At 69.2% G+C, this 22986-nt stretch carries 21 protein-coding genes; 13 read left to right on the top strand and 8 right to left on the bottom strand.

Annotated features, from left to right (window positions below; translation table 11 throughout):
* Nucleotides 1–37 precede the first annotated feature (37 nt).
* The 5 genes from ASD69_RS19600 (at nt 38) to ASD69_RS19580 (ending at nt 7132) form a co-directional block, all read left to right on the top strand.
* The gene (locus ASD69_RS19600; protein ID WP_157489562.1) at nt 38–607 is read left to right on the top strand and encodes a hypothetical protein; all 570 of its coding nucleotides are present in this window, start codon (nt 38–40) and stop codon (nt 605–607) included.
* A gap of 296 nt (nt 608–903) precedes the next feature.
* Nucleotides 904–1830 (top strand): hypothetical protein, encoded by a 927-nt coding sequence (locus tag ASD69_RS19595; protein ID WP_200944035.1) that lies wholly within the window; start codon nt 904–906, stop codon nt 1828–1830.
* A 154-nt stretch (nt 1831–1984) separates the two neighbouring features.
* Nucleotides 1985–2953, top strand: coding sequence for a hypothetical protein (locus ASD69_RS19590; protein WP_056182500.1), 969 nt, complete (start codon nt 1985–1987; stop codon nt 2951–2953).
* Between the two features lie 88 nt (nt 2954–3041).
* Nucleotides 3042–4025, top strand: a complete 984-nt coding sequence (locus ASD69_RS19585; protein WP_056182497.1) for a hypothetical protein — start codon at nt 3042–3044, stop codon at nt 4023–4025.
* 494 nt (nt 4026–4519) lie between these two features.
* Complete coding sequence (locus tag ASD69_RS19580; RefSeq protein ID WP_235567273.1) at nt 4520–7132, top strand: EAL domain-containing protein; 2613 nt, start codon at nt 4520–4522, stop codon at nt 7130–7132.
* 219 nt (nt 7133–7351) lie between these two features.
* Here the strand turns inward: ASD69_RS19580 and ASD69_RS19575 are convergent, their stop codons facing one another.
* From ASD69_RS19575 to rph, 7 genes are all read right to left on the bottom strand, one after another.
* Nucleotides 7352–7702, bottom strand: a complete 351-nt coding sequence (locus ASD69_RS19575; RefSeq protein WP_056182494.1) for a PilZ domain-containing protein — start codon at nt 7700–7702, stop codon at nt 7352–7354.
* The gene (locus ASD69_RS19570; protein WP_056182492.1) at nt 7699–9960 is read right to left on the bottom strand and encodes a DUF1631 domain-containing protein; all 2262 of its coding nucleotides are present in this window, start codon (nt 9958–9960) and stop codon (nt 7699–7701) included. The genes ASD69_RS19575 and ASD69_RS19570 overlap by 4 nt, the downstream gene beginning before the upstream one ends.
* 207 nt (nt 9961–10167) lie before the next feature.
* Nucleotides 10168–11322, bottom strand: coding sequence for a radical SAM family heme chaperone HemW (gene hemW, locus ASD69_RS19565; RefSeq protein ID WP_056182488.1), 1155 nt, complete (start codon nt 11320–11322; stop codon nt 10168–10170).
* Between the two features lie 4 nt (nt 11323–11326).
* The gene (locus tag ASD69_RS19560; protein ID WP_056182485.1) at nt 11327–11869 is read right to left on the bottom strand and encodes a hypothetical protein; all 543 of its coding nucleotides are present in this window, start codon (nt 11867–11869) and stop codon (nt 11327–11329) included.
* 237 nt (nt 11870–12106) lie between these two features.
* A complete protein-coding gene (gene rdgB / locus ASD69_RS19555) occupies nt 12107–12703 on the bottom strand; it encodes an RdgB/HAM1 family non-canonical purine NTP pyrophosphatase (protein ID WP_056182482.1) in 597 nt (198 codons plus the stop codon).
* A complete protein-coding gene (locus ASD69_RS19550) occupies nt 12700–13092 on the bottom strand; it encodes a VOC family protein (protein WP_056182611.1) in 393 nt (130 codons plus the stop codon). The genes rdgB and ASD69_RS19550 overlap by 4 nt, the downstream gene beginning before the upstream one ends.
* 11 nt (nt 13093–13103) lie before the next feature.
* Entirely contained in the window at nt 13104–13856 is a 753-nt protein-coding gene (gene rph, locus ASD69_RS19545; RefSeq protein ID WP_056182608.1) for a ribonuclease PH, read from the bottom strand.
* Nucleotides 13857–13924: 68 nt separating this feature from the next.
* Between rph and ASD69_RS19540 the strand changes: the two genes are divergently transcribed.
* From ASD69_RS19540 to ASD69_RS22285, 5 genes are all read left to right on the top strand, one after another.
* Complete coding sequence (locus ASD69_RS19540) at nt 13925–14800, top strand: YicC/YloC family endoribonuclease (protein ID WP_056182480.1); 876 nt, start codon at nt 13925–13927, stop codon at nt 14798–14800.
* Between the two features lie 123 nt (nt 14801–14923).
* Nucleotides 14924–15544 (top strand): guanylate kinase, encoded by a 621-nt coding sequence (gene gmk, locus ASD69_RS19535; protein WP_056182477.1) that lies wholly within the window; start codon nt 14924–14926, stop codon nt 15542–15544.
* Between the two features lie 266 nt (nt 15545–15810).
* Entirely contained in the window at nt 15811–16110 is a 300-nt protein-coding gene (rpoZ, locus tag ASD69_RS19530; protein WP_055900332.1) for a DNA-directed RNA polymerase subunit omega, read from the top strand.
* A 363-nt stretch (nt 16111–16473) separates the two neighbouring features.
* Nucleotides 16474–18657 carry a bifunctional (p)ppGpp synthetase/guanosine-3',5'-bis(diphosphate) 3'-pyrophosphohydrolase gene (locus ASD69_RS19525; RefSeq protein ID WP_056182474.1) on the top strand — a complete coding sequence of 728 codons (2184 nt, stop codon included), beginning with the start codon at nt 16474–16476 and terminating at the stop codon, nt 18655–18657.
* Nucleotides 18658–19041: 384 nt separating this feature from the next.
* Entirely contained in the window at nt 19042–19254 is a 213-nt protein-coding gene (locus ASD69_RS22285) for a hypothetical protein (protein WP_162250681.1), read from the top strand.
* Nucleotides 19255–19372: 118 nt separating this feature from the next.
* Here the strand turns inward: ASD69_RS22285 and ASD69_RS19520 are convergent, their stop codons facing one another.
* Entirely contained in the window at nt 19373–20260 is an 888-nt protein-coding gene (locus ASD69_RS19520) for an outer membrane protein assembly factor BamD (RefSeq protein WP_056182472.1), read from the bottom strand.
* Nucleotides 20261–20340: 80 nt separating this feature from the next.
* Here ASD69_RS19520 and rluD point away from each other — a divergent pair, with 80 nt between their 5' ends.
* Genes rluD through ASD69_RS19505 form a run of 3 tightly spaced genes read left to right on the top strand, consistent with a single transcriptional unit; the run spans nt 20341 to nt 22907 of the window.
* Nucleotides 20341–21315 (top strand): 23S rRNA pseudouridine(1911/1915/1917) synthase RluD, encoded by a 975-nt coding sequence (rluD, locus tag ASD69_RS19515; protein ID WP_056182469.1) that lies wholly within the window; start codon nt 20341–20343, stop codon nt 21313–21315.
* Nucleotides 21316–21318: 3 nt separating this feature from the next.
* Entirely contained in the window at nt 21319–22080 is a 762-nt protein-coding gene (pgeF, locus tag ASD69_RS19510; RefSeq protein ID WP_056182466.1) for a peptidoglycan editing factor PgeF, read from the top strand.
* Complete coding sequence (locus ASD69_RS19505; protein WP_157499346.1) at nt 22080–22907, top strand: hypothetical protein; 828 nt, start codon at nt 22080–22082, stop codon at nt 22905–22907. The genes pgeF and ASD69_RS19505 overlap by 1 nt, the downstream gene beginning before the upstream one ends.
* Nucleotides 22908–22986: the final 79 nt, after the last annotated feature.

Here is a 22986-nt window from a genome sequence, read left to right as displayed (position 1 = left end):
TTCGGGGATTTCGATTATCGACTGTGGAGCAAATACGATGACTAAGTTGAAAGCCACCCTTCTCGCCTCCCTGATCGCGGTGGGCCCGCTCGTGGCCTCGCCCGCGTTCGCCGGTTGGGAGTATTGGAACGGTAGCGCCTGGGTTGACACCACGCCCGCCGGTACTTACGTGACGATCACCGGCAGCACCACCGCTACGGTCTCGGGTATCGCGGTTCCGTGTTCCAGCGCCACCTTCAACATGCAGCTGACCAGCGGCGCTGCGTCGATCGCCAGCGCCACCTTCACCGGCGGCTCGGCCTGCACGGGCAACGTGACGGCGGAGAACCTGAGCTGGGGCGTTTCCCCGGGCGTGGGCTCGGGCGCGACCAGCTCGAGCGTGACGATCGGCGGAACGTCCTATCCGAACCCGATCCAGGTCAGGTTCAACACGCCGGCGCGCGTGTGCACGGGCGGCGTCGCCGCCGGTTCGCTCAGTAACCTGAACAACACCGCGACCAACGCGACGTTCACCTTCACCGCGCAGTTCCTCCCCGCACCGTCGCCTTGCACCAACGTCAGGTCCACCTCGACGCTGACGGCCAACGCGCCGCTTCGCTTCATGTAAGTAGGACGCGAATCTCCTCGCTGCTTGGAGCGATTGCCGAGGGACGCGGGGATGTCGTGGAAATAGCCGCTTAGCCATCCGCTGCATCAGGCGCGCGAGACACGCGCCTGATGCGGCGTTCTTGGCGGGCGGTATCGAAGGCGCTGGGGCGGAGCATCGGGCCCCTCCGGTTGGATGGGGCTCGATCGAACCGGCGCATGCAGCGATAGCCCGGTGATGCGGCGATCGCCAACGGGCGGCGGACTTGCGTCCGCTGGGCGCAGATCAGGATTCTTCCTTAGATTCAGGAGTTCATCATGTCCAAGGCATTGCTATTCACGGCCCTTGCCACGGCGTTGGCCGGAGTCGTCGTCACGCCTGCCGCGACGGCGGCACCACCGGCCGCAGGTTACGAGAGGTTCCAGTTCTGCCCGTACGAAAGCCTGCCCCTTCAGGAAGAAGGGACCGCTTGCGTGCACAGCGTCACCACCTCGGGCTCGTTCACCATCGGCACCACCACCTTGCCGATCGACAAGCCGATCGTCTTGCAGGGCGGTATCACCGGGATCCAGCCTTCGCCGCTGTTCGAGGCGGTAGGCGCGCCGACGCTCAATTCCCCGCCGGGCAAGGTCCCGGGCGGCCTGCTCGGCATCGTCAACCCGGCGCCGAATTGGCCGCTGCCCTTGTGGCAGGCGTTCTGGAGCGTGGTCAATTCGGTCAACGACGTGACCGCCACGATGGAGCCGGTGCAGACGATACAGACCGATTTCGGTGCGGCGCTCAACCCGAACTGGGGTGGCGACCCGACCGCGGTGAGGCTTGCGCTGCGCGTGCGCCTGCAGAATCCGTTCCTCGGCAACTCCTGCTACATCGGTTCCGCGCAGAATCCGGTCGTGGTCAAGCTGCAAACCGGCACCACCGCTCCGCCGGCGCCCACCGCGCCGATCTCGGGCAGCCCCGGCAGCCTGGATTCCATCCAGGTCGGTAACGACCCGTACGCGTATTTCCAGAACACCGGCAATATCCTGGTCGACAATACGTTCGCCGTGCCGGCGGCGAAGGGCTGCGGCAACATCGCCCTGGGTTTGCCGATCCTGACCCAGTTGCTCGACTCGCTGGTCTCGGGCGCGGTTAATCTTAAGGTGGGATTGCCGTCGGCCGCAGGCAAGAACCAGGCGATCTTGAAGGGCGATACCGGCATTGCCGCCGCCGCATACGTGCGGGACGGTTCGCCGTACCAGTAGCGCTTCACCGGTGAGCGCAGGGCGGCCTCGCGAGGGGTCGCCCTGTCCGGTTCGGCATTGATTGGGCGTCGCGACAGCGGCCGGCATCTCGCGACAACGGCAGGCGGCTAGTCCCGTTGCCGATGCTTCTTGCGGTTCTGGAGTGGATTCGGGAATGCAATTGCGCTACATCCTGATCGCCTTGTTCGGATTGGCCGCGCTGATCGGCGCCTACTTCCTGGGGCGAGGCCGGAGCCCGGAGGCACCGGCGGCGGCTGCGTCCATCGCCACCGCTCGGGGGCCGCAGACAGGCACGAATGCCGCATCGATCGACCCGGTCCGGATGATGGCGTCGCTGCCGTCACGCGATGTGCCGTTGAAGCGCATCTTCAACGACCTGCGCTCGCGCGCCGATGCCGGCGATGTCGCGGCGGCCACGCGCTTGTACCAGGACCTTCGTACCTGCGCCGGCCTCGACAATCTGGAATGGTTCCTGACACGGGTGGCCGACGAGACCCTGGCCGACAAGATCGACGGGACCAGCGCGCAGGCCTTGGAGCGCTATCGGGTGCAGTTGGAGGCGGTGGAATCGCACAAGCAGGCCATCCAGAAGACCCGAGCGCTCTGCGACGGGCTCGATCGCGGCATGCTGGATTCGCAACTGTCGAGTTTGCAAAGGGCGGCGCAACTGGGCGAGGCGCATGCGCGCGCCTGCTATCTCGCCAGCGGCCCAGGCTACGACGCACGCGGGCTCATGCGTCATCCGGAATGGATCCAGGAGTACCGCAGCAGCGTCAAGTCGATGGTGGACGCTGGCATGGCCGCGGGCGACTGGAAAGTGGTGGACATACTGCGCCGCTCCTACGAGCCTGGCGCGGATGGCATGCTCGCCGGGACCTTGGGTTCGGATGCCGTCCAGTACTACCGCTACCTCAAGCTCTACCGCCTCGGCGCGGAACGCGGCCGCGCCGCCGACATGGATCGGAAGTTGGCGCTGGCGGCTGCGCGGATCCAACCGGAACAGCGCGCGGATGCCGATCGGTGGGCGCAGGAAAAATTCCAGAACGAGTTCAGCAGCAGCAACTCCACCGATTCGACCGCACCCGGCTGGGATCCATGCTCATTCGCCACGTCTCAAGAATGAATGCTTTCTGGCTTCCATCGTTGCGGGTTTCGCTACGAATCGGCCACCGAATCGGGCCTGTGCCGGCCCCAGCGAGCAAGACTTCGACATGAGCCGATATCGACTACTGTTTCTGGCCGTCCTGGCCCTGGCGGCCATCGTCGGTGCCTACCTGTACGGCCGCAACCAAGGCGCGCGCGTGCCCGCGCCGCCGGTGTCGGCCGCGGCGACCGAGCAGCCGGTCGGCGGAGCGCCGGGCAGCAACCTGGCCATGGTCGCCCAGGCCTCGCTGACCTTCGATCGCGGCGCGCGGCTGCCGCCCTTGGACGCGCCGCTCAAGTCGGTGTACGCGCAACTGCAGGCGCAGGCGAACGCCGGCGACGGCCGGGCCGCGGCGCGCCTGTTGCGCGACCTCAACCGTTGCAGCCGCCAGCGCGCGATCGAGTGGTCGACGATGCGCAACACCCACGATCTCACCGAACAGAAGACCGAGAATCTGAGCGCGGCGCAGTTGCGCACCTACCAGGCCTTGCTCGACACCGCCGCGATTCGCCAACGCGACGTCGACCAGGGACGGACGCTGTGCGAGGGCGTCAGCGACGAGATACTCGATACCTTGAACGCGAACCTGGCGCAGGCGGCTCGGCTCGGCGACGCCGACGCGCGCGCCTGCTACCTCAGCCGCGGGCCGCTGTACGACACGCGCGGCCTGCTCAAGCAGCCCGGCGCGCTGGGCGTCTACCGCCAGCAGGCGACCCGGCTGATCCAGAGCGGCCTGGCCGCTGGCGACTGGCGCGTGGTGGACCTGCTGCAAAGCGCCTACGAGCCGGGCGCGCAGAGCATGCTCGCGGGCCTGGTCGGCTCCGACCCCTATCAGCACTATCGCTATCTCAAACTCTATCGTCTGGGAGCGGAGAGCTTCCGGATCGCCCAGATCGATCGCCAGCTCGCTCTGGCTGGCGCAAGCCTGAGCCCGGCGCAGCGCGGCGAAGCCGACGAATGGGCGCAGACGACGCTACGCGAGAACTTCAATGGCGATTCCACGGCCGGCACGCCGCAGGGCTGGGATGCCTGCGCCGCGCTCGGCGGATGATCCAGGTCGACCGCTGAGCATGAGCCCCGCCTAGCGCAACCTACGGCCCGATCGCTGCTGCGTTCCGGTTCTATCCAGCCGGCGAGCGTGGCACAGACACCGCCGATGCTCGCCGTGCTGTCGCCCACGTCACAAAATCGTGCTGCCCACGTCACAAAATCGAACCGGCGCGCCGACACGATCACGGCGCCTACGTCGCCGATGGCCGCTCGCATCGCCCTGATTGCGTAAGGCTTCTTATAGGTGTGTCGGGACCCGAGGCGCGGACGCGGTTCGCACGTGCCGTCGATGGCCACCGGCACGCCCAGGCTTTGTGAACGCAACGTCGAAGCTCAACGAGATCGACGCGGTATAGGATCGCCGGATCGTGGGACATCATGGAGGGTCGCTTGGGGACGTCCAGGGATTTATCAGGAGTCTCTTCGTCCTCGCAGGCCGGCGCCTTGGGCGGCGCTCGTCGCTATGGCGGCGCAGCCGAGCCGCCGGGCGGGGGAGTGCCCGAGCGGATCGCGCCGCTGGGCATCCCGGCCTGGGCCTGGAGCCTGCTCGCGCTGGCCTTCGGCGTCGGCCTGACCCTGTGGTTGGGCGGCGCGCAGCAGCGCCGCGTGGTCGACGACCGCACCGCCGCGCTCGACAGCAGCGCCGAGCGCGGCTACCACGCCATCGTCGACCGCCTGCAGTCCTGCGAGCTGCTGCTGCGCTCGGTCCAGACCCTGTTCCTGACCTCGGACGCGATCACCGCCGACGAGTACGCCAACCTCTACGCCAACGTGCGTCCGCGCGACCGCTTCCCCAGTCTGGAGGCCATGGCCTATTCGCGCCGCGAGTCGCGCGTGGACGGCGATCACTACATCACCGAGCTGGTCGCGCCGCTGCGCGGCAACGAGCGCCTGATCGGCCTGGACGTGAATCTGCAACCGACCAACCTGGTCGGCGTGCTGAGCTCGCGCGATAGCGACCAGGCGGTGCTGTCGGCGCCGTTCCGCCTGGCCCAGCAGGGCGCGGCCGATCCGCGCCGCGACGGCGTGACCATGCGCCTGCCGGTGTTCTCGGCCGGACCGCCGCCGCTGGATATCCAACAGCGGCGCGCGCGCATGCGCGGCTCGATCGCGATCTCGTTCCATGCCGGGCAACTGATCGAAGGCAGCCTGAGCGAGGACGCGCGCCGCGAGCTGCAGGTCGAGGTCAGCGACATGAGCGACGGCGCGGCGCTGCTGTTCGCGACCGGCCCGGCGCCAGCGACGGACACCGGCTATCGCTTCGAACGCCAGCTCGACTACGGCGGCCGCCGCTGGCGGGTGCGCATGCACGCGTTGCAGCCGATCGCCGACGTGGCCAGCGAGCGCAACTGGATTCTGTTGCCCGGCCTGCTCGCGAGCGTGCTGCTGGCCCTGCTGGTGTGGTCGGTCGCGCGTACGCGCCGGCTCGCGCTGGAGCTGGGCTCGCGCATGAGCCGGCGCTACCGCGAGAGCGAGGAGCGCTTCCGCGCGCTCAACGAACTGCTGCCGGCGCTGGTGCTGCTGGCGCGCCGCGACGACGGCCGCATCTCCTACGCCAACCAGGCCTCGCGCGCGCGCCTGGGCGAGACCGTTTACGAAGTACCGCTGCCGGAGCTGTTCGAGGATGCGCTGCTGCGCGACAAGCTGCGCGCGGCCGATCTGGTCGACTGCGCCAACGCCGAGGCGATGCTGCGCAGCGTCAACGGCGATCGCTTCTGGGCCAACGTGTCGATCACCAGCGTGGTCCTGGAGGGGCGCGCCAGGCTGCTGATGGTGGCCTCCGACATTTCCGAGCAGCGCCAGCTCACCGAACTGCTGACCTATCAGGCCAGCCACGACACCCTGACCGAGCTCTACAACCGGCGCGAGTTCGAGCGCCGGATCGAGCGCGTGCTGGCGGGCGTTGCCGCGGGCGGTTCGCCCTGCGCGCTGCTGTATATCGACCTGGATCAGTTCAAGCTCATCAACGACACCTCCGGCCACGTCGCCGGCGATCAGCTGTTGAGCCAGTTGGCGACCATGATGAGCAGTCACCTGCGCGGCGGCGACGTGCTCGCGCGCCTGGGCGGCGACGAATTCGGCGTGCTCGCCACCGAAGTCCACGACCAGGCCGGCGCGGCGCTGGTCGCCGAACGCCTGCGCGAGCACATCGACGGCTACGTGTTCGTATGGGAGCAGCGCACCTACACCATCACCGCGAGCATAGGCGGGGTGATGCTGGACCGGCCCAACGTGACCCTCAAGGACCTGCTGTCGCAGGCCGACACCGCCTGCTACATGGCCAAGGAGAGCGGGCGCAACCGCGTGCATTTCTATTCCGAGCACGACGACAACGCCGCGCGCCGGCGCAGCGAGATGGAATGGGCCAACCGCCTGCGCTGGGCGATCGACGAGGGCCGCCTGCTGCTCAAGTACCAGGAGGTTTGGCCGCTGTCGCCCAGCGCCGAATCCGGCCTGCACCTGGAACTGCTGCTGCGCTTCCGCGACGAGGAGGGCCGGCTGGTGGTGCCCGGCGCTTTCATCCCGGCCGCCGAACGCTACGGCCTGATGCCGATGATCGACCGCTGGGTGATCGAAACCGCGCTGGCCAATTTCGACCGCCTGCATCCTTCGGGCGCGCAATTGCGCACGGCGACGATCAACCTGTCCGGCGCCAGCATCGAGGACGAGACCCTGGCCGATCTGATCCTGGAACTGCTCAAGCGCCACGCGGTCGCACCCGAGCGGGTCTGCTTCGAGATCACCGAGACCGTGGCGGTGCGCAACCTGGCCCAGGTCGCGCGCTTCATCGAGCGCCTGCGCGCGGTCGGCTGCCGCTTCGCTCTGGACGACTTCGGCGCGGGCATGTCCTCGTTCGGCTATCTCAAGAATCTGCCGGTGGACATCATCAAGATCGACGGCGCCTTCATCCGCGACCTGCTCACCGACCCGATGAGTCATGCGATCGTGAAGGCGGTGACCGACATCGGCCATCAGCGCGGCTTGAAGATCATCGCCGAGTGGGTGACCAGCGACGAGATCCTGCTGGAGCTGGGCGCGCTGGGCGTGGACTACGCGCAGGGCTACGCGCTGCACCAGCCCGAGCCGGTGCCGTTCCATCGACGTTGAGCGCCTTGATGCGGCGGTTCGGGCCGATGGCGATGGTGCGGTCGCCACCGCACCTTACGGCGGGCCGGCCAGGCCACCGAATCGGACGACGGACGTAGGATGTGGTGAGCCGAAGGCGAACCGCATCGTCGCGCCATTCCACGCATCGAACGCGGCGCGCGTCGCAAGCGCCTCGCGCTCGCTACTCACTCCTCCCCGCTCACTCCTGCCTTACCCGCCTCACTCGTAAGTGCCGCCCGGCGAATCCAGCCACTGCCGCAGCTGCAGCATCTCGCTCTCGAGCATGGTGATGAAGCGGAAGCCGCTCCAGGTCTGGCCGGGCATGCTGGTGCGGTCCTGCCACAGCAGGTGCGCGCCGACTTCGATCGGCGAAGCGTGGTGCGGGGCATCGCGCAGACTGAAGCGCAGCTGGTACAGCGCGTCGTCGACCAGCGGCGTGTTCGCGATCAGCAGCATGCCGGTCTCGGACAGATTGCTGAGTTGACCGATCACCACGTCGGTCATGGTGTCCACGACCTGCACGGTGTCCTGCACCCGGCGTCGGCGCACGCGGCGGAATTCCTCGCTCATGCCTGCGCCTCCTCGGTCTTCTGGCCGCCGACGAAGCCGCGCAGCACGCCTAGGGCCGCGTTCCAGGCCCGATCGACCAGACGGCCCTTCTCGGCGGTGACCACGCGCGCCTGGCCCTGCGCCATCATCCGCGCCAGGCTGTCCAGCGACTGCTCGCCGATGCGTTGGCCGCGCTGGTTCACGAACAGCGCGTTGTCGGTGACGGTGCTGAACCACGACAGTCGTCTGCGCACCGCATCGCCCTGCTGATTGACCACGAATTCGAACCAGGTGCCGAAGGGCAGGGTGCGGATGTGCTCCCAGCAGATCTGTTCCTGCTCGCCGCGCGGCGGCAGGTCGCGCTTGACCGCGCTGTTGTCCTCGCCCAGGCGCGCGCGCGCCTTGAGCTTCATCGCCAGCTCGGTGCGCGAGGCCACGTCATCGTTGGCGGCCGTGGCGCCGACGGTGAGCTGGCGCGAAATCGCGTTGGCCTCGTCGGCGTGGTAGCCGACCAGGGTCAGGGCGTGTTCGATATCGCCGTCCAGTCCGCCGGGCGCCCGTTCGCTGGCGCCGACCACGTTGGCGGCGACGATCTGGCGGGTCGCCTCGACCTGGCGCCGCCATTCGTCCGATTCTTCGCCGTGGCGCAGCAGGGTCAGGGTCAACACGTCGGACCAGGCCTGGGTCAGCAGCGCCTGCACGAACTTGGGCAGGGCCTGGCCGTGCACCGCGGACTGGATCGCCTCGCCGGCCTGCTGCTTGGCCATCTCCAGTTTTTCTTTGCCGCGCGCGGCTTCGACGTGGCGACGTTCGGCGACTTCGGCCTTGCGCGCCATCGTGCGCAGATGGTCCTGCAGGCTCTGGTTGGCCGCCTCGAACACCGTGGCGTCGCCGTCGTAGTGCTCGACCACATGATCGACCGCGCGCCGCAGTTGCTCGTTGAGCTGGGGATCGGATTCCTCTTTCGGAATCCAGCTGGCGCCGGCTTCGGCGACCGCGTTCAACAACTGGCGCGCCGGATGCTGGCTGCGCACGAAGAAGGCGCGGTCCTGCAGCGCCAGGCGCAGCAGCGGCACCTGCAAGCGCCCGAGCAGGCCGGTGGTGGCGGCGTCGCCGCGCAGTTCGCGCTCGATCTCGCCGTAGAACAGGTCCAGCAGCTCGAAAGCGTCGCTGTCTTCGCGCGACAGGGTCGCGGCCTCGCCGCGTTGCTGGCGGGCCTGGGCGAGCAGGGTCTGGCGCAGGTCGGAGACGCTGCGCTGCGGCGGCGCGGCCTGCGCGGGCGTGGCCTGGAGCGCGCGCAGGGCGTCGATGAGGTCGTCGGTGGGCAGCGGCGGGCGCGCGGCAGGCTGCGCGCCGGGGCGCAGTTTGCCGAGCAGGTCGCGGCGCCCGGACAGCAGTTGCTGCAGCGAGGCGTAGTCGCCGCCCTCGTCGCCGCCGGCCGCGATCGCGGCGACGTCGGTCTGGCCGGTCCAGGCGGTGTACGGGCGCGCGCCGCGCGGCCCGCGACTGCCGTCCTCGCGCGCGCTGCGCGGGTCTTCGCCGCGCTCGACATTCTGCGCAGTCGGGCGGGCGCGGATCGGCACGAACGACAGGCTGGGCAGCACGTTCTCGCGCGCCAGCAGGGCATTCATGGTTTCGACCAGTTGCGCGTAGCCGGCCATCACTTGCACGTCGTAGATCCGGTACAGGTCGAGCTTGGCTTCCTGGCCGATCTGCAGCACCGAGCAGGCCTCGGCCAGGATCCGGCCCAGACTGTGCGGGCCCAGCGGCAGGCGCTCGGCGTCGTAGGCGGGTGCGCCGGCGAGCACGCCGAAGCGCTGGCCCAGCAGCATCAGCGGCAGGCCGGCGCGCGTTTCCTGGCGGGTCGCGATCGTGCGCAGGGCGGTGTGTTCGTCGATTTCGCGATCGTCGACCAGGCGCAGGTCGCGGAAGGTCGGCAGGGCTTGCTGATCCTCGGCGGCCACCACCGGCTCGCGCACCTTGGTCAGCGCGGTTTCCAGCCCGACCAGGTAGCGCGGCACCAGGTCGACCCGGTTCAAGCGCACCAGGCGCAGAGTTTCCAGGTGCACCGACTGCAGGCTGGGGTTGCGCGCCTGATCGGCCTGGCGGAACAGCTGCTGCTCGTACTCGATCAGCATCAGGTCCAGCGCCCGCGCCATTTCGTCGGAGACCAGGGCGTACAGATGCTCCAGCACCCGCCGCACGCGCTTGGGCATCGCCGCGGAGGCCAGCGTGGGCCGCGGAAACGATTTGCCTAGCGGTTCGAACGTCGCGGACATGCAGGACTCACCAATACCGAATCGGGCGATCTAATCACGCCCCCTTGAGACCCGCCAGCCCTGTCGCGGCCAAGCGGCCGGAATGGAGCGACCACCGATTCGAACGCGGGCCGGAGGCAGGCGCGGCCAGCGCGCGTTGGACGACAGTCGGGCGCCATGCTGCGGGACAGCACGACGGGCGCGCGAAACGCGCGCGGATGCGGGCGCTCAGTCCTCCAGGAACAGCGCGATCACGTCGTTGGTGTAGCGCCGGCCCAGCTCGGTCGGGCGCACGCGCGCGCCGTCGCGCTCCAGCCAGCCCTGGGCGTAGGCGGCCTGCAGCGGCGCGGCGATGCTGGCCTCGGGCAGGCCGGTGCGGGCCTCGAAATCGCTCAGGGCGAAGCCCTCGACCAGGCGCAGCGCGTTGAGCATGAACTCGAACGGGCGCCGCTCCAGCCCGATCCGGTCGTCGCCGCCGATCGCCTCGGCGCTGCCGGCGCGGGCCAGGTACTGGGTCGGATGCTTGAGCTTCCAGCGCCGCAGCACCGCCTGCTCGGCGCCCAGGGTGATCTTGCCGTGGGCGCCGGCGCCGATGCCCAGGTAATCGCCGTAGCGCCAGTAATTGACGTTGTGCGCGCAGCGCCGGCCCGGGCGCGCGTAGGCGCTGACTTCGTACTGGGCGTAGCCGTGCGCGGCCAACAGGGCCTGGCAATGCTCCTGCATGTCCCAGGCGCCGTCGTCGTCGGGGATGCCCTGCGGCGGGCGCGCGGCGAACACCGTGTTCGGCTCCAGAGTGAGCTGGTAGTGCGAGACGTGCGCGGGCTGCAGCGCGAACGCGCGCTCCAGGTCGCGCTCGGCCATGGCCAGGCTTTGCTCGGGCAGGGCGTACATCAGGTCGAGATTGAGGTTGTCGTAGCCGGCGTCCTGGGCCAGCTTGACCGCCGCTTCGGCCTCACCGCTGTCGTGGATGCGGCCGAGGCGGCGCAGGCAGCCGTCGTCGAAGCTCTGGATGCCGAAACTCAGGCGGTTCACGCCGGCGCCGCGGTAGAGCTCGAAGCGGCCGTGTTCGGCGGTGCCGGGGTTGGTTTCCAGCGTGATCTCGCAGCCCGGCGCGAAGCGCAGACGCGCGCTCGCAGCCTGGAGGAAACGGTCGATGGCCTCGGGCGGGAACAGGCTGGGCGTGCCGCCGCCGAAGAAAACGGTCTGCACGGTGCGGCCCCAGACCAGGGGCAGGTCGTGATCCAGGTCGGCGAGCAGGGCGTCGACGTAGTCCGCGAACGGCAGCGGGCCGCGGCCCTCGTGCGAGTTGAAGTCGCAGTAGGGGCATTTGCGCACGCACCAGGGCAGGTGCACGTACAGCGACAGGGGAGGCAGCGACAGCATCGGCTTAGCGGGCGGCGCGCGGCTGGCGCGCGCCGAGGTCGATGCGGTAGTCGACGATGCGGATGCCGTAGTCGCGGCGCATCGACAGCGCATCCAGCAGGGCCGCGTCGTCGGCTTCGCCGGCGTCCGGGCCGATCGCCACGTAGGAGGGCTGGTCCTGGCCATGGTTGACCAGCAGTTCGCAATCGCCGGGGTCGTAGGCGACCTGGCGGTCCTTGCGCGGCGCGCCCAGGCCCACGTACAGGCCGCGGCCTTGGGCCAGGGACATGCTCCAGCGGTTGGCGTTGTCGCAGTCGCCCAGGTACTCGCGGCCGCGATAAACGCAGATCAGGCTGTTTTCGACCACCCCGCGGCGGCCGTCCTGTTCGTACTCGATCCGGAACGGGAACGCGTAGCGGCGCTGCGCGGGCGTGGCGTCGCCCTGTTCGCGGATCTCGTTGCGGCTGCAGGTCAGCGGCGACAGGCCGTCCAGGGAGCTGCAGGCGGTCAGGAGCAGCGCGCCGGTCAGGGCCAGCGCGGCGGGGCGGAGCGGGAAGGAAGGCGGCATGCGGATCGGGTCGGTGGGATGGGGCGGACGCGTCGGCCCGGGGCAGCCGCGCGCTGGCGAAGAGGATACGCGGGTGGCGTTCGTCGGCCGGTGACGCCTGCCGCGTTCCGGCGCCGGGCCTTACTGGTCGTGCCTGCATGCACCGCGAAGCGGCCGAGACGGCGCCGGGACAGGGTCGCTGCGCCTACCTGCGCGTCGATCCGCGGGCAAAGCCGCCAGCGCAACGCGGAATGGTGCTTAACGTATCGCGTCGAGCAACTTCTCGCGCAGCGCCGCCAGGGCGCGGCCGCGGTGGCTGAGGCGATTCTTCAGCTCGGTGTCCATCTCGGCCGCGGTCAGGCCGTAGTCGGGGTCTAGGAACACCGGGTTGTAGCCGAAACCGCCGGTGCCGCGTCGCTGGTCGATGATCCGGCCCGGCCACACGCCCTCGGCGATGATCGGCTGCGGATCGCCGGGATGGCGCAGCAGCACGATCACGGCGTAGAAATGCGCGGCGCGCTGGCCTTCGGGCACGTCCTTCATCGCCAGCAGCAGTTTGTCGATATTGGCCTGGGCGTCGCCGTGCACGCCCGAATAGCGCGCCGAATACAGGCCCGGCGCGCCGCCCAGGGCGTCGACGCAGATGCCCGAATCGTCCGCCAGCGCCGGCAGCCCGGTGATCGCGCAGGCGTGGCGCGCCTTGAGCAGCGCGTTCTCGACGAAGGTGCTGGCGGTTTCCTCGGCGTCTTCCACGCCCAGATCGCTCTGCGCGACCAGCTCGATGCCGGTGTCGGCCAGCAGTTCGCGCAGTTCGACCAACTTGCCTGGATTGCTGCTGGCCAGCACCAGTTTCATCGCTTCAGCTCCAACAGATCCCAGCGGTTGCCGTACAGGTCCTCGAACACCGCCACGGTGCCGTAGGCCTCGTGGCGCGGCGCCTCCATGAAGCGCACGCCCTGCGCGCTCATCGCGGCGTGGTCGCGGGCGAAGTCGTCGGTGTGCAGGAAGAAGCCGACCCGGCCGCCGGTCTGGTGGCCGATCGCGGCCTGCTGCTCGTCGCCGACGGCCTGGGCCAGCAGCAGGGCGGTCTCATTGCCCGGCGAGGGCGACACCCGCACCCAACGCTTGCCGCCGCCCTGGTCGATATCTTCGAGCAGGACGAAGCCGAGCGCACCGGTGTAGTAGGCGATCGCCTCATCGTAGTCGCGCACGACCAGGGTCAGGCTGCCCAGTGTGCGTCGCATCGCCGTCTCGCTCATCGCGCCAGGGCGTCGCGCTGGTGCTGGATCAGTTCGGCGATGCCGGCCTCGGCCAAGCCTAGCAGGCCGTCGAGTTCCTCGCGCCGGAACGCATGGCCCTCGGCGGTGCCCTGCAGCTCGATGAAGCCGCCGCCGTCGTTCATGACCACGTTCATGTCGGTGTCGCAGTCGCTGTCCTCGGCGTAGTCCAGGTCCAGCACCGGCACGCCGCGGTAGACGCCGACCGAGACCGCCGCGACCGCGCCGAAGATCGGGTCCTTGGCGATCTCGCGGCGCGCCTGCAGCCAGCGCACCGCGTCGACCAGGGCCACATAGGCGCCGGTGATCGCGGCGGTGCGGGTGCCGCCATCGGCCTGCAGCACGTCGCAGTCCAGGGTGATGGTGCGCTCGCCCAGGGCCTTGCGGTCGATGCAGGCGCGCAGGGCGCGGCCGATCAGGCGCTGGATTTCCAGGGTGCGCCCGCCCTGCTTGCCGCGCGCGGCCTCGCGGTCGCTGCGGGTGTGGGTGGCGCGCGGCAGCATGCCGTACTCGGCGGTGACCCAGCCTTCGCCCTTGCCGCGCAGGAAGGCCGGCACCTTGTTTTCGACGCTGGCGGTGCACAGCACGCGGGTCTGGCCGAAGCTGACCAGCACCGAGCCTTCGGCGTGGGCGGTATAAGCGCGTTCGATGCGGACTTCGCGCATCTGCCCGGGCGTGCGCCCGCTGGGACGCGCGAAGGCGTCGGTGGGGGCGGCGGAAGTGCCGGTCATGGCCATGAGTTACCGTTTTGGTGGCCGGCGAGTTTACCATTCGCTCCCTGTAGGCCTTGGACCACCGCATGATCCGCAGCATGACCGCCTTCGCCAGCGGCGAACGCGTCACCGAATGGGGCACGCTCGGCTGCGAGCTGCGCTCGGTCAACCACCGCTTCCTGGAGCTGGGCCTGCGCCTGCCCGACGAGCTGCGCGCGCTGGAACCGGCGCTGCGCGAACGCATCGCCAGCCGCGTCAGCCGCGGCAAGCTCGATTTCGTGCTGCGCCTGCGCGCGCCCGAGGGCGCCGCCGCGCTGCAGCTCAACCCCAGCCGCCTGCGCGAACTGGGCGATCTGGCGATCGACCTGCAGGCGCGCTTCCCCGGCCTGCGCACCGAACTCACCGACCTGCTGCAGTTCCCGGGCGTGCTGCAGACCCCGGCCACCGACCAGGCCGCGCTGCAGGCCGCCGCGCTGGATCTGCTGGACGGCGTGCTGGACGAATTCCTGGCCGCGCGCGAGCGCGAGGGCGCCAAGCTGGCGACGGTGATCGCCGAGCGCGTCGACGGCATCGCCGCGATCGCCGCCGACGTGCGCGGCATGATGCCGGGCATCCGCACCGGTCAGCGCACCAAGCTGGAGGCGCGCTTGGCCGATCTGGCGCAGTCCAGCGGCGTCGGCGGTTTCGATCAGGGCCGGGTCGAGCAGGAACTGGTGCTGTGGCTGCAGAAGCTGGACGTGGACGAGGAGCTGGATCGGCTCGATTCCCATGTCGCCGAAGCCCGCCGCGTGCTCAAACTGCGCGAGGCGGTCGGTCGTCGACTGGATTTCCTGCTGCAGGAATTCAACCGCGAGGCCAACACCCTGGGTTCCAAGTCGGTCGACGCGCGCAGTTCGGCGGCGGCGGTGGAGCTGAAGGTGCTGATCGATCAGGTCCGCGAGCAGATCCAGAACATCGAATAGGGCCGGGATTCGGGATTGGGGATTCGAGATTGGCCAAAGCCATCGCGAATCGGCCGAACGCTCTGATCCCGCTGCTGGTTTGCCGTTGCTAATCCCGAATCCCCAATCACGAATCCCAGCCTAATGCGCGGAACCCTCTACATCGTCGCAGCCCCTTCGGGCGCCGGAAAATCCAGCATCGTCAATGCGGTGCTGGCCCGCGATCCGAACATCAGCCTGTCGATCTCGTTCACCTCGCGCCAGCCGCGGCCGGGCGAGCGCCACGCCGAGCACTACCACTTCGTCAGCGCCGAGGAGTTCGAGGGCATGGTCGAGGCGGGCGACTTTTTCGAGCACGCGCGCGTGCACGGCGACTGGAAGGGCACCGCGCGCCAATCGGTGGAGCCGCAGCTGTCCAGTGGCCGCGACGTGCTGCTGGAGATCGACTGGCAGGGCGCGCGCCAGGTCCGCAACAAGGTGCCCGGCGCGGTCAGCGTGTTCATCCTGCCGCCGTCGCGCCAGGCCCTGGAATCGCGCATGCGCACGCGCGGGCAAGACAGCGAGGAAGTCATCCAGCAGCGGCTCGCCGCCGCGCGCGAGGAGATGTCGCATTACGGCGAATTCGACTACGTGATCGTCAACGAGCACTTCGACACCGCGGTCGACGAGATGTGCGCGATCTTCGTCGCCAGCCGGCTGCGCCGCGATCCGCAGGTGGCGCGCCATTCGCGCCTAATCACCGCCCTGCTCGCCGACGAGGGCTGAGTGAGGTAGGCCGGCCTTTCCGCCTGGGAGTAGGAGCGGCGTGAGCCGCGACCCGGCGGCCCCTGGACCTACCCGTAGTGACGCCGTAGCCCATGGACGCGGTCTCGGCTTGCGCCGCTCCTACAGTTGCCGCACCGCTGTGGCGTGGTTAAGTGATTGATTCTTATTGCCGAAAGGGCCCGAATCTTGCTCTGGACCGCGGGCGGGGCTAAACTTCCCGGTCCCCATCCGCTGTAAAGACGGCCGCACCGGCCGCCAGGAGCCCCATGGCCCGCATTACCGTCGAAGATTGCCTGGAAGTGGTCGATAACCGCTTCGAACTCGTCATGCTGGCCGCCAAGCGCGCCCGTCAGCTGGCCAACGGCGTCGAGCCGCAGCTGGACAACAGCGAAGCCAACGACAAGCCGACCGTGTTGGCGCTGCGCGAAATCGCCGCGCGCCAGATCAACCCCGAATACATCGACGCGGTCGAGAAGTCCGAGCGCGAGCGCAAGGAGCGCGAGGCGCTGGAATGGGCCGCCGCCGAAGTGGTCGCGGACGACGACCTGTCCAAGGGCGACGACTGATCCCGGCCGCGGCCTCAGGGCCGCGCCCGCGAGACCAACGGCTCCGCCTCGGCGGGGCCGTTTTCGTATGCGGATGCGATTGCGGCGCCTTGGCGGCTGTGGCGTCGGTTTCCGGGCTTGATGTGGGAGCGGCGTAAGCCGCGATTGAATCCCGGGTCGGGACCGCGCGATCGCGGCTTACGCCGCTCCCACAGGAAGCAGGGGAGTGCAGTCGCGGCCGCCGCGAACGGGTCTTCCCTTAGCCCCGGAATACCGGCCTTCCACATACGGATTCCGATAATCGCCACCATATTCATGTTTCCGGCGGCGGATTCGCATGCGACCGCGTTGCAAGCCGCGCCGCCGCCCGCGTAGATTGCCCCTATGACCCCCGCCGAGCCCGCGCTGCAGTCCTATCCGGTTCCCGCCCACGACGACGCGGACCTGCCGGACTATGTGCGCGAGTTCGAGCAATCCGCGCATTACCTGCCCGAGGCGCAGCGCCAGGTATTGCGGCGCGCCTGGGCGATCGGCGCCGCCGCGCACGCCGGCCAGACCCGCAAGTCGGGCGAGCCCTACATCACCCATCCGGTGGCGGTGGCCAAGGTGCTGGCGGACCAGGGCCTGGACGTCGAGACCCTGATCGCGGCGATCCTGCACGACACCATCGAAGACACTCCGCTGACCCGCGAGGGCCTGGCGACCGAGTTCGGCGAGACCGTGGCCGAGCTGGTCGACGGCGTCACCAAGCTGGACAAGCTGCAGTTCCGCGACCGCCAGGAAGCGGCCGCGGAGAGCTTCCGCAAGATGCTGCTGGCGATGGCGCGCGACCTGCGCGTGATCCTGATCAAGCTCGCCGACCGCCTGCACAACATGCGCACCCTGGGCGCGCAGAGCGCCGAGGCGCGCGAGCGCATCGCCCTGGAAACCCTGGAGATCTACGCCCCGATCGCGCAGCGCCTGGGCATGAACCTGATCAAGGCCGAGCTGCAGGACCTGGGCTTCCGCGCCCTGCATCCCTGGCGCCACGCGGTGATCGAGAAGCGCATCCGCACCCAGCCGGTGGTGCGGCGCGAATCGCTGGTGCAGATCGAGGCGCACCTGGCCCAGCGCCTGGCCAAGGAAAAACTGCAGCACCGCCTGATCAGCCGGGTCAAATCGCCGTGGAGCATCTACACCAAGATGCACCACGAACATAAAAGCTTCACCCAGGTCATGGACGTGTTCGGCTTCCGCGTCGTGGTCAAGAGCGTGCCGGACTGTTATCACGCGCTGGGCGTGGTGCATTCGGCCTATAAACCGCTGGACTCGCGCTTCCGCGACTTCATCGCCATCCCCAAGGCCAACGGCTACCAGTCGCTGCACACCGTGCTGTTCGGCCCCTACGGCTCGCCGGTGGAGGTGCAGATCCGCACCGAGGAGATGGACCTGATCGCCGAGCGCGGCATCGCCGCGCACTGGTCCTACAAGCACGGCGGCGAAGGCCCCAACAGCGCCCAGACCCGCGCCCACAGCTGGATCGCCAGCCTGGTCGAGTCGCAGCGTTCGACCGGCTCCTCGCTGGAGTTCCTGGAGAACGTCAAGGTCGACCTGTTCCCGGACGAGGTCTACCTGTTCACGCCCAAGGGCGACATCCTCTCGCTGCCGCGCAATTCGACCGCGCTGGATTTCGCCTACGCCGTGCACACCGACGTCGGCAACCGCGCGGTCGCCGCGCGCGTCGACGGCAAGCTGGTGCCGTTGCGCACCAAGCTGGCCAGCGGCCAGCGCGTGGAGATCATCACCGCCAAGTCCTCGACGCCGAAGCCGCAGTGGCTGGAGTTCGTGGTCTCGGGCAAGGCCCGCACCTCGATCCGCCAGCAGCTCAAGCAGCTCGAACACGAGGACGCGGTCCAACTCGGCCACCGCATGCTCGACCGCGCGCTGGAAGCGCTGGAGACCTCGCTGGACCGGGTGCCGGCGCTGCGGCTGGAAGCCTATCTGGGCGAGAGCCGCTACCCGCGCCTGGAGGCCCTACTGGCCGACATCGCCCTGGGCAATCGCATGCCCAACCAGGTCGCGCTGGCGCTCGCGCGCGAGACCCCGGGCAAGCCGCGCGGTCGCGCGATCGACCGCCCGCGCATGACCGAGGACAAGATCCTGATCACCGGCGCCGAGCGCGGCGTGATCAGCTTCGCCAACTGTTGTCTGCCCTTGCCCGGCGACGAAATCATGGGCTACCACACCGCCGGCAAGGGCATCGTGGTGCACCGCCTGGACTGTCCCAACGTCGCCGACTACCGCAAGTCGCCCGACCGCTGGGTCGCGATCGGTTGGGACCGCCAGGTCAGCGGCGATTTCGGCGCCGCGCTGCGCATCGAGGTCGACAACCGCCCCGGCGCGCTGGCCCAGGTCGCCGCGGCGATCGCCGAGGCCGAGTCCAACATCGACCGCGTCGAGTATCTGGAGCGCGACTCCAACATCGCGATCATGCGTTTCTCGATCGAGGTCGGCGACCGCCGCCACCTCGCCGATGTGATGCGCAAGGTGCGCCGCCTCAACGTGGTGTTGGGCGTGCAGCGCATGTAAACGCGCCAGCGCGCGCGCTGCGGTTCGCGCGTAGACGACAGAACGATGCGCTGCGCAACCCGATACGTCACGCCCCGAAGCGCGGGCGACAAACAGCAGTCAGCGCAGACCCCGATTCGTCATCCTCGCGAAGGCGGGGATCCAGTGATTTAAGCGCTTCGCCGCGTGTTTTGGCGAATGGTGGTTAGCAAGGTCAACGGCTTTCGCCCGCTGCGCGTGCGAGTCACTTTCTCTTGCTTGCCCAAGAGAAAGTAACCAAAGAGAAGGGCAGGGTCTCGCCAAACCTCCCCTGCGAGAGCGGGGTGTGCGCCGGGATTTTTCGATAGGACATCCTTGTCCTATCGAAAAACGGCGCGCGTCCTGCGCGCCGCCCTCCGGGTCTGAGTGGAGGCTGGGCGAGTTCGATGCTATGGATTCAATTGCCGCGGCAACGGCAACGGCAACGGCAACGGCAACGGCAACGGCAACGGCAACGGCAACGGCAACGGCAACGGCAATGGCAATGGCAATGGCAATGGCACGGCAACCGCGCTGTCGGCGGGTTGGGGAGGTCTTTCTCTTTTGCTCGTCATCCCCGCGAAGGCGGGGATCCGGTGACTTCAGCGCCATGCCGCCAAAGCCGTCGGCGCGACGATCCCGAATCCGCCCACCACACCCCGCAAACGCAGACGCCGCCCGAAGGCGGCGTCTGTCGTATCCCGGCGCGGTCGCAGGCTTAGTTCGCCTTGCGGTCCTGGTTGTCCAGCGCCGACTTCTCGCCCGCGAACGGGTTGAGCTTGCGCCAGTTGCCCGGATAGTCCGGCCACTCGCCACTCTGCAGATACGGGTGGTTGGGGTCGTTCTGCTGCAGCACGCGCTTGGCGTCGGCGGCCAGGGTCTCGTTGCCCAGGCCGGCGTAGGCCACGGCCAGGGTGGCGACGGCGTCGTTCTGGTACTTGCTCTGCGGGTAGGTCTCGAGCAGGTACTTGGCGCGCTCGGCCGCGGCCACATAGGCGGTGCGGCGCAGGTAGTACAGGGCGACGTCGAGCTCGTGGCGCGAGAAGGTGTCGCGCAGCGCCATCATGCGCTGGCGCGCATCGGCGGCGTAGCGGCTGTTCGGATAGCGATCGGCCACGATCGAGAAGTCGTTGTAGGCCTGCATCGGCGTGGCCAGGTCGCGGCGGCTGGAGTCCAGGCGCCACACGCGCTGCAGGAACACCGTGTCGCGGCTGGAGTTCACCAGGCCGCGCAGGTAGTACATGTAGGAGGCGTAGCGGTGGGTCGGGTAGGTACGGATGAAGCGGTCGATGCTGCTGATCGCGTCGTCGTGCTTGCCGGACTTGAACTGGGCGTAGGCGGTCTCGACCAGGGCCTGTTCGGTGTAGGGGCCGTAGGGGTACTGGGCGACCAGACGCTTGAAGGTGCTCTCGGCGGCGGCCCAGTTGCCGTTGGTCATCGAGGTGTGGGCCTTGTCGTACAACGCCTCCACCGGCTGGCCCTCGTCCGCGTCCTTGTCCTTGAACATCTTGCCCAACCGGCCGCAGCCAGTACCGGCGAGGACCACGATCAGCAGCAGGGACAGCAGTCGGACGAGACGGTGTGAACGGGCGAAACGAAGGGTCATGGCAGGGTTCGCGGGCGCCGGAGGCACGAAGCGCCGATAATAGCAGTCCCCGCGCCCAGCCCCTGAATCCTGCCCATCCGATGAACGAGTCCGTAAACCCCCTCCAGGCCACCGTGCCCGACAGCGCCGCCGGGCGCCGATTCGACGCGGTCCTGGCCGAGCTGTTCCCGGACTATTCGCGTTCCCGGCTGGCCGCCTGGATCAAGTCCGGCGATGCCCGCCTCGACGGCCGCGAAGTCCGCCCGCGCGATCCGGTGCGCGGCGGCGAGACCGTCACCCTGACCGCCGTGCTCGACATCCAGACCCATTCCGAGCCCGAGGACATCGCGCTGGACGTGCTGTACGAAGACGAGCACGTGATCGTGATCGACAAGCCGGCCGGCCTGGTCGTGCACCCGGGCGCCGGCAATCCGGCCGGCACCCTGGTCAACGCCCTGCTGCACCGCGACCCCGGCCTGGCCGCGCTGCCGCGCGCGGGCATCGTCCACCGCCTCGACAAGGACACCTCGGGCGTGATGGTGGTGGCGCGCACCCTGCCGGCGCACACCGCCCTGGTCGAGCAGCTGTCCTCGCGCGAGGTGCATCGCCAGTACCTGGCCGTGGTGGTGGGCGCGCTGGTCTCCGGCGGCACCGCTAACGCCCCGATCGACCGCCATCCGCGCGACCGCATCCGCATGGCGGTACGCGAGGACGGCCGCGACGCGGTCACCCACTACCGTCTGCGCGAGCGCTTCCGCGCCCACACCCTGCTGGAGTGCCGGCTCGAGACCGGGCGCACCCACCAGATCCGCGTGCACATGGCCCACCTCAAGCACCCGATCATCGGCGATCCGCTGTACGGCGGCCCGCTCAAGCTGCCGCGCGGCGCCACCCCCGAGTTGATCGAGGCCCTGCGCGGTTTCCGCCGCCAGGCCCTGCACGCCGAAACCCTGGAGTTCGTGCATCCGGTGACCGGCGAACCGGTGCGTTGCAGCGCGCCGGTGCCGGCCGACATGCGCGCGTTGATCAAGACCCTGCACGACGACACCGTCGCGGCCGCCGAAAAGGCGCGCTGAGCCATGCGCGACGGCGACGCCTGGCTGCAAGCCGACTGGCCCGCGCCGGCCAACGTGCGCGGCTTCACCACGCTGCGCACGGGCCCGGGCGTATCGGCGCCGCCGTTCGACCGCTTCAACCTCGGCCTGCGCGCCGGCGACGAGACCGATGCGGTACTGCGCAACCGCGCCGCGCTGATCGAACACGCCGCGCTGCCGTCGCCGCCGCGCTGGCTGCGTCAGGTGCATGGCGTCGAGGTGGCGCGCTTCGAGGGCGAGGCGGATTCCAGCGCCGACGAACCCGAGGCCGACGCCTCGGTGACCGCCACGCCCGGCTGCGTGCTCGCCATCCTCACCGCCGACTGTCTGCCGGTGCTGTTCGCGGCCGACGACGGCAGCGAAGTGGGCGCCGCGCACGCGGGCTGGCGCGGTTTGGCCGCGGGCGTGCTCGAAGCCACGGTCGCGGCCCTGCGCACGCCGCCGGCGCGGCTGCGCGCCTGGTTGGGACCGGCGGCGGGCCCGCGGGATTACGAGATCGGCGCCGAGGTCTTCGAAGCCTTCGTCGCCCAGGACCCCGGTGCCACCGAGGCCTTCGTCGCCACCCGCGCCGAACATTGGCGCGTCGATCTGTACGCGCTCGCGCGCCGCCGCCTGGTCGCGGCCGGCCTGGATTCCGCCCGGGTGTATGGCGGCGGGCTGAGCACGATCTCCGACCCGAAACGCTTCTATTCGCACCGCCGCGACCAACGCGGCGGGCGCATGGCCAGCCTGATATGGATGACGTGATGCGCGCCGCCCGCCGTTGCCTGCTGCTGTCTCTCTTGTCGATGGCAGCGCCGCTGCCGGCGATGGCCGCCGACTGCCAGTCGCGCGTCTACGAGCTGCTCCAGGCCGCCTATCCCGGCGCGCAAGGCGAAACCGGCGACAACGGCGACAACGGCGAACTGTTGCGCCTGCCGGAATCGCCCGCGCGCTGGATCAACCTCGGCGAGGTGGTCTGCAAGGTCTGGCCGGCCGCGCCGGACAAGACCCTGCTGGCGCTCAAGCTGCAACACGAAGCCGCCACCGACCTCGAGGTGGAACCGGCCGATCTGGAGCTGCTGGTCGCCGACTCCGCGCGCCCCCGAATCCTGCAGCGCTACCGCGAGGCCAATGCGCTGGACTCCGACGCGATCCGGGTCAGCGGCCTGAGCCTGGACACCGCGCGCTACCGTCTCGACGAGCGCACCACCGCCTTCGGCCTGCGCGTGAGCTACACCGGCGCCTCGCGCGCCAATCCCTACAGCAGCACCTCCTTGAGCCTGTACGTGCCCGACGGCGCCCGCCTGCGTCCGGTGCTGAGCCGGCTGCAGGTCGCGCTGGATCGCGGCGAATGGGACACGCAGTGCGCGGGCGAGTTCGAAAGCGTGCAGCGCACCGTCGCCATCGACGGCAAGCGCGATCACGGTTACGCCGGCCTGCTGGTGGCCAGCAGCGCCAGCGCCCATCGCAACGAACAAGCAAGCGACGGGCAGTGTTCGAACGTCGAAAGCCCCGCGCGCAAAAGCCGCGAACGCCTGTATTACGACGGCCGCGAGTACGCGGTGCCGCCCGCGCTGCGCGGTCTGGATTGAAGCGAATGGCGCGCGCTGTCCACGCCGGATCTTCGTGCGCTTGCCGATGGATGCGACGGGCGCATCGGCCCGACGGGCG

The sequence above is a fragment of the Lysobacter sp. Root604 genome, from assembly GCF_001427505.1.
In the GTDB taxonomy this organism is placed as follows: Bacteria; Pseudomonadota; Gammaproteobacteria; order Xanthomonadales; family Xanthomonadaceae; genus Lysobacter.
The sequence above is the reverse complement of the archived record's forward strand: the minus strand, read 5'-3'. Positions and strand labels throughout refer to the sequence as shown.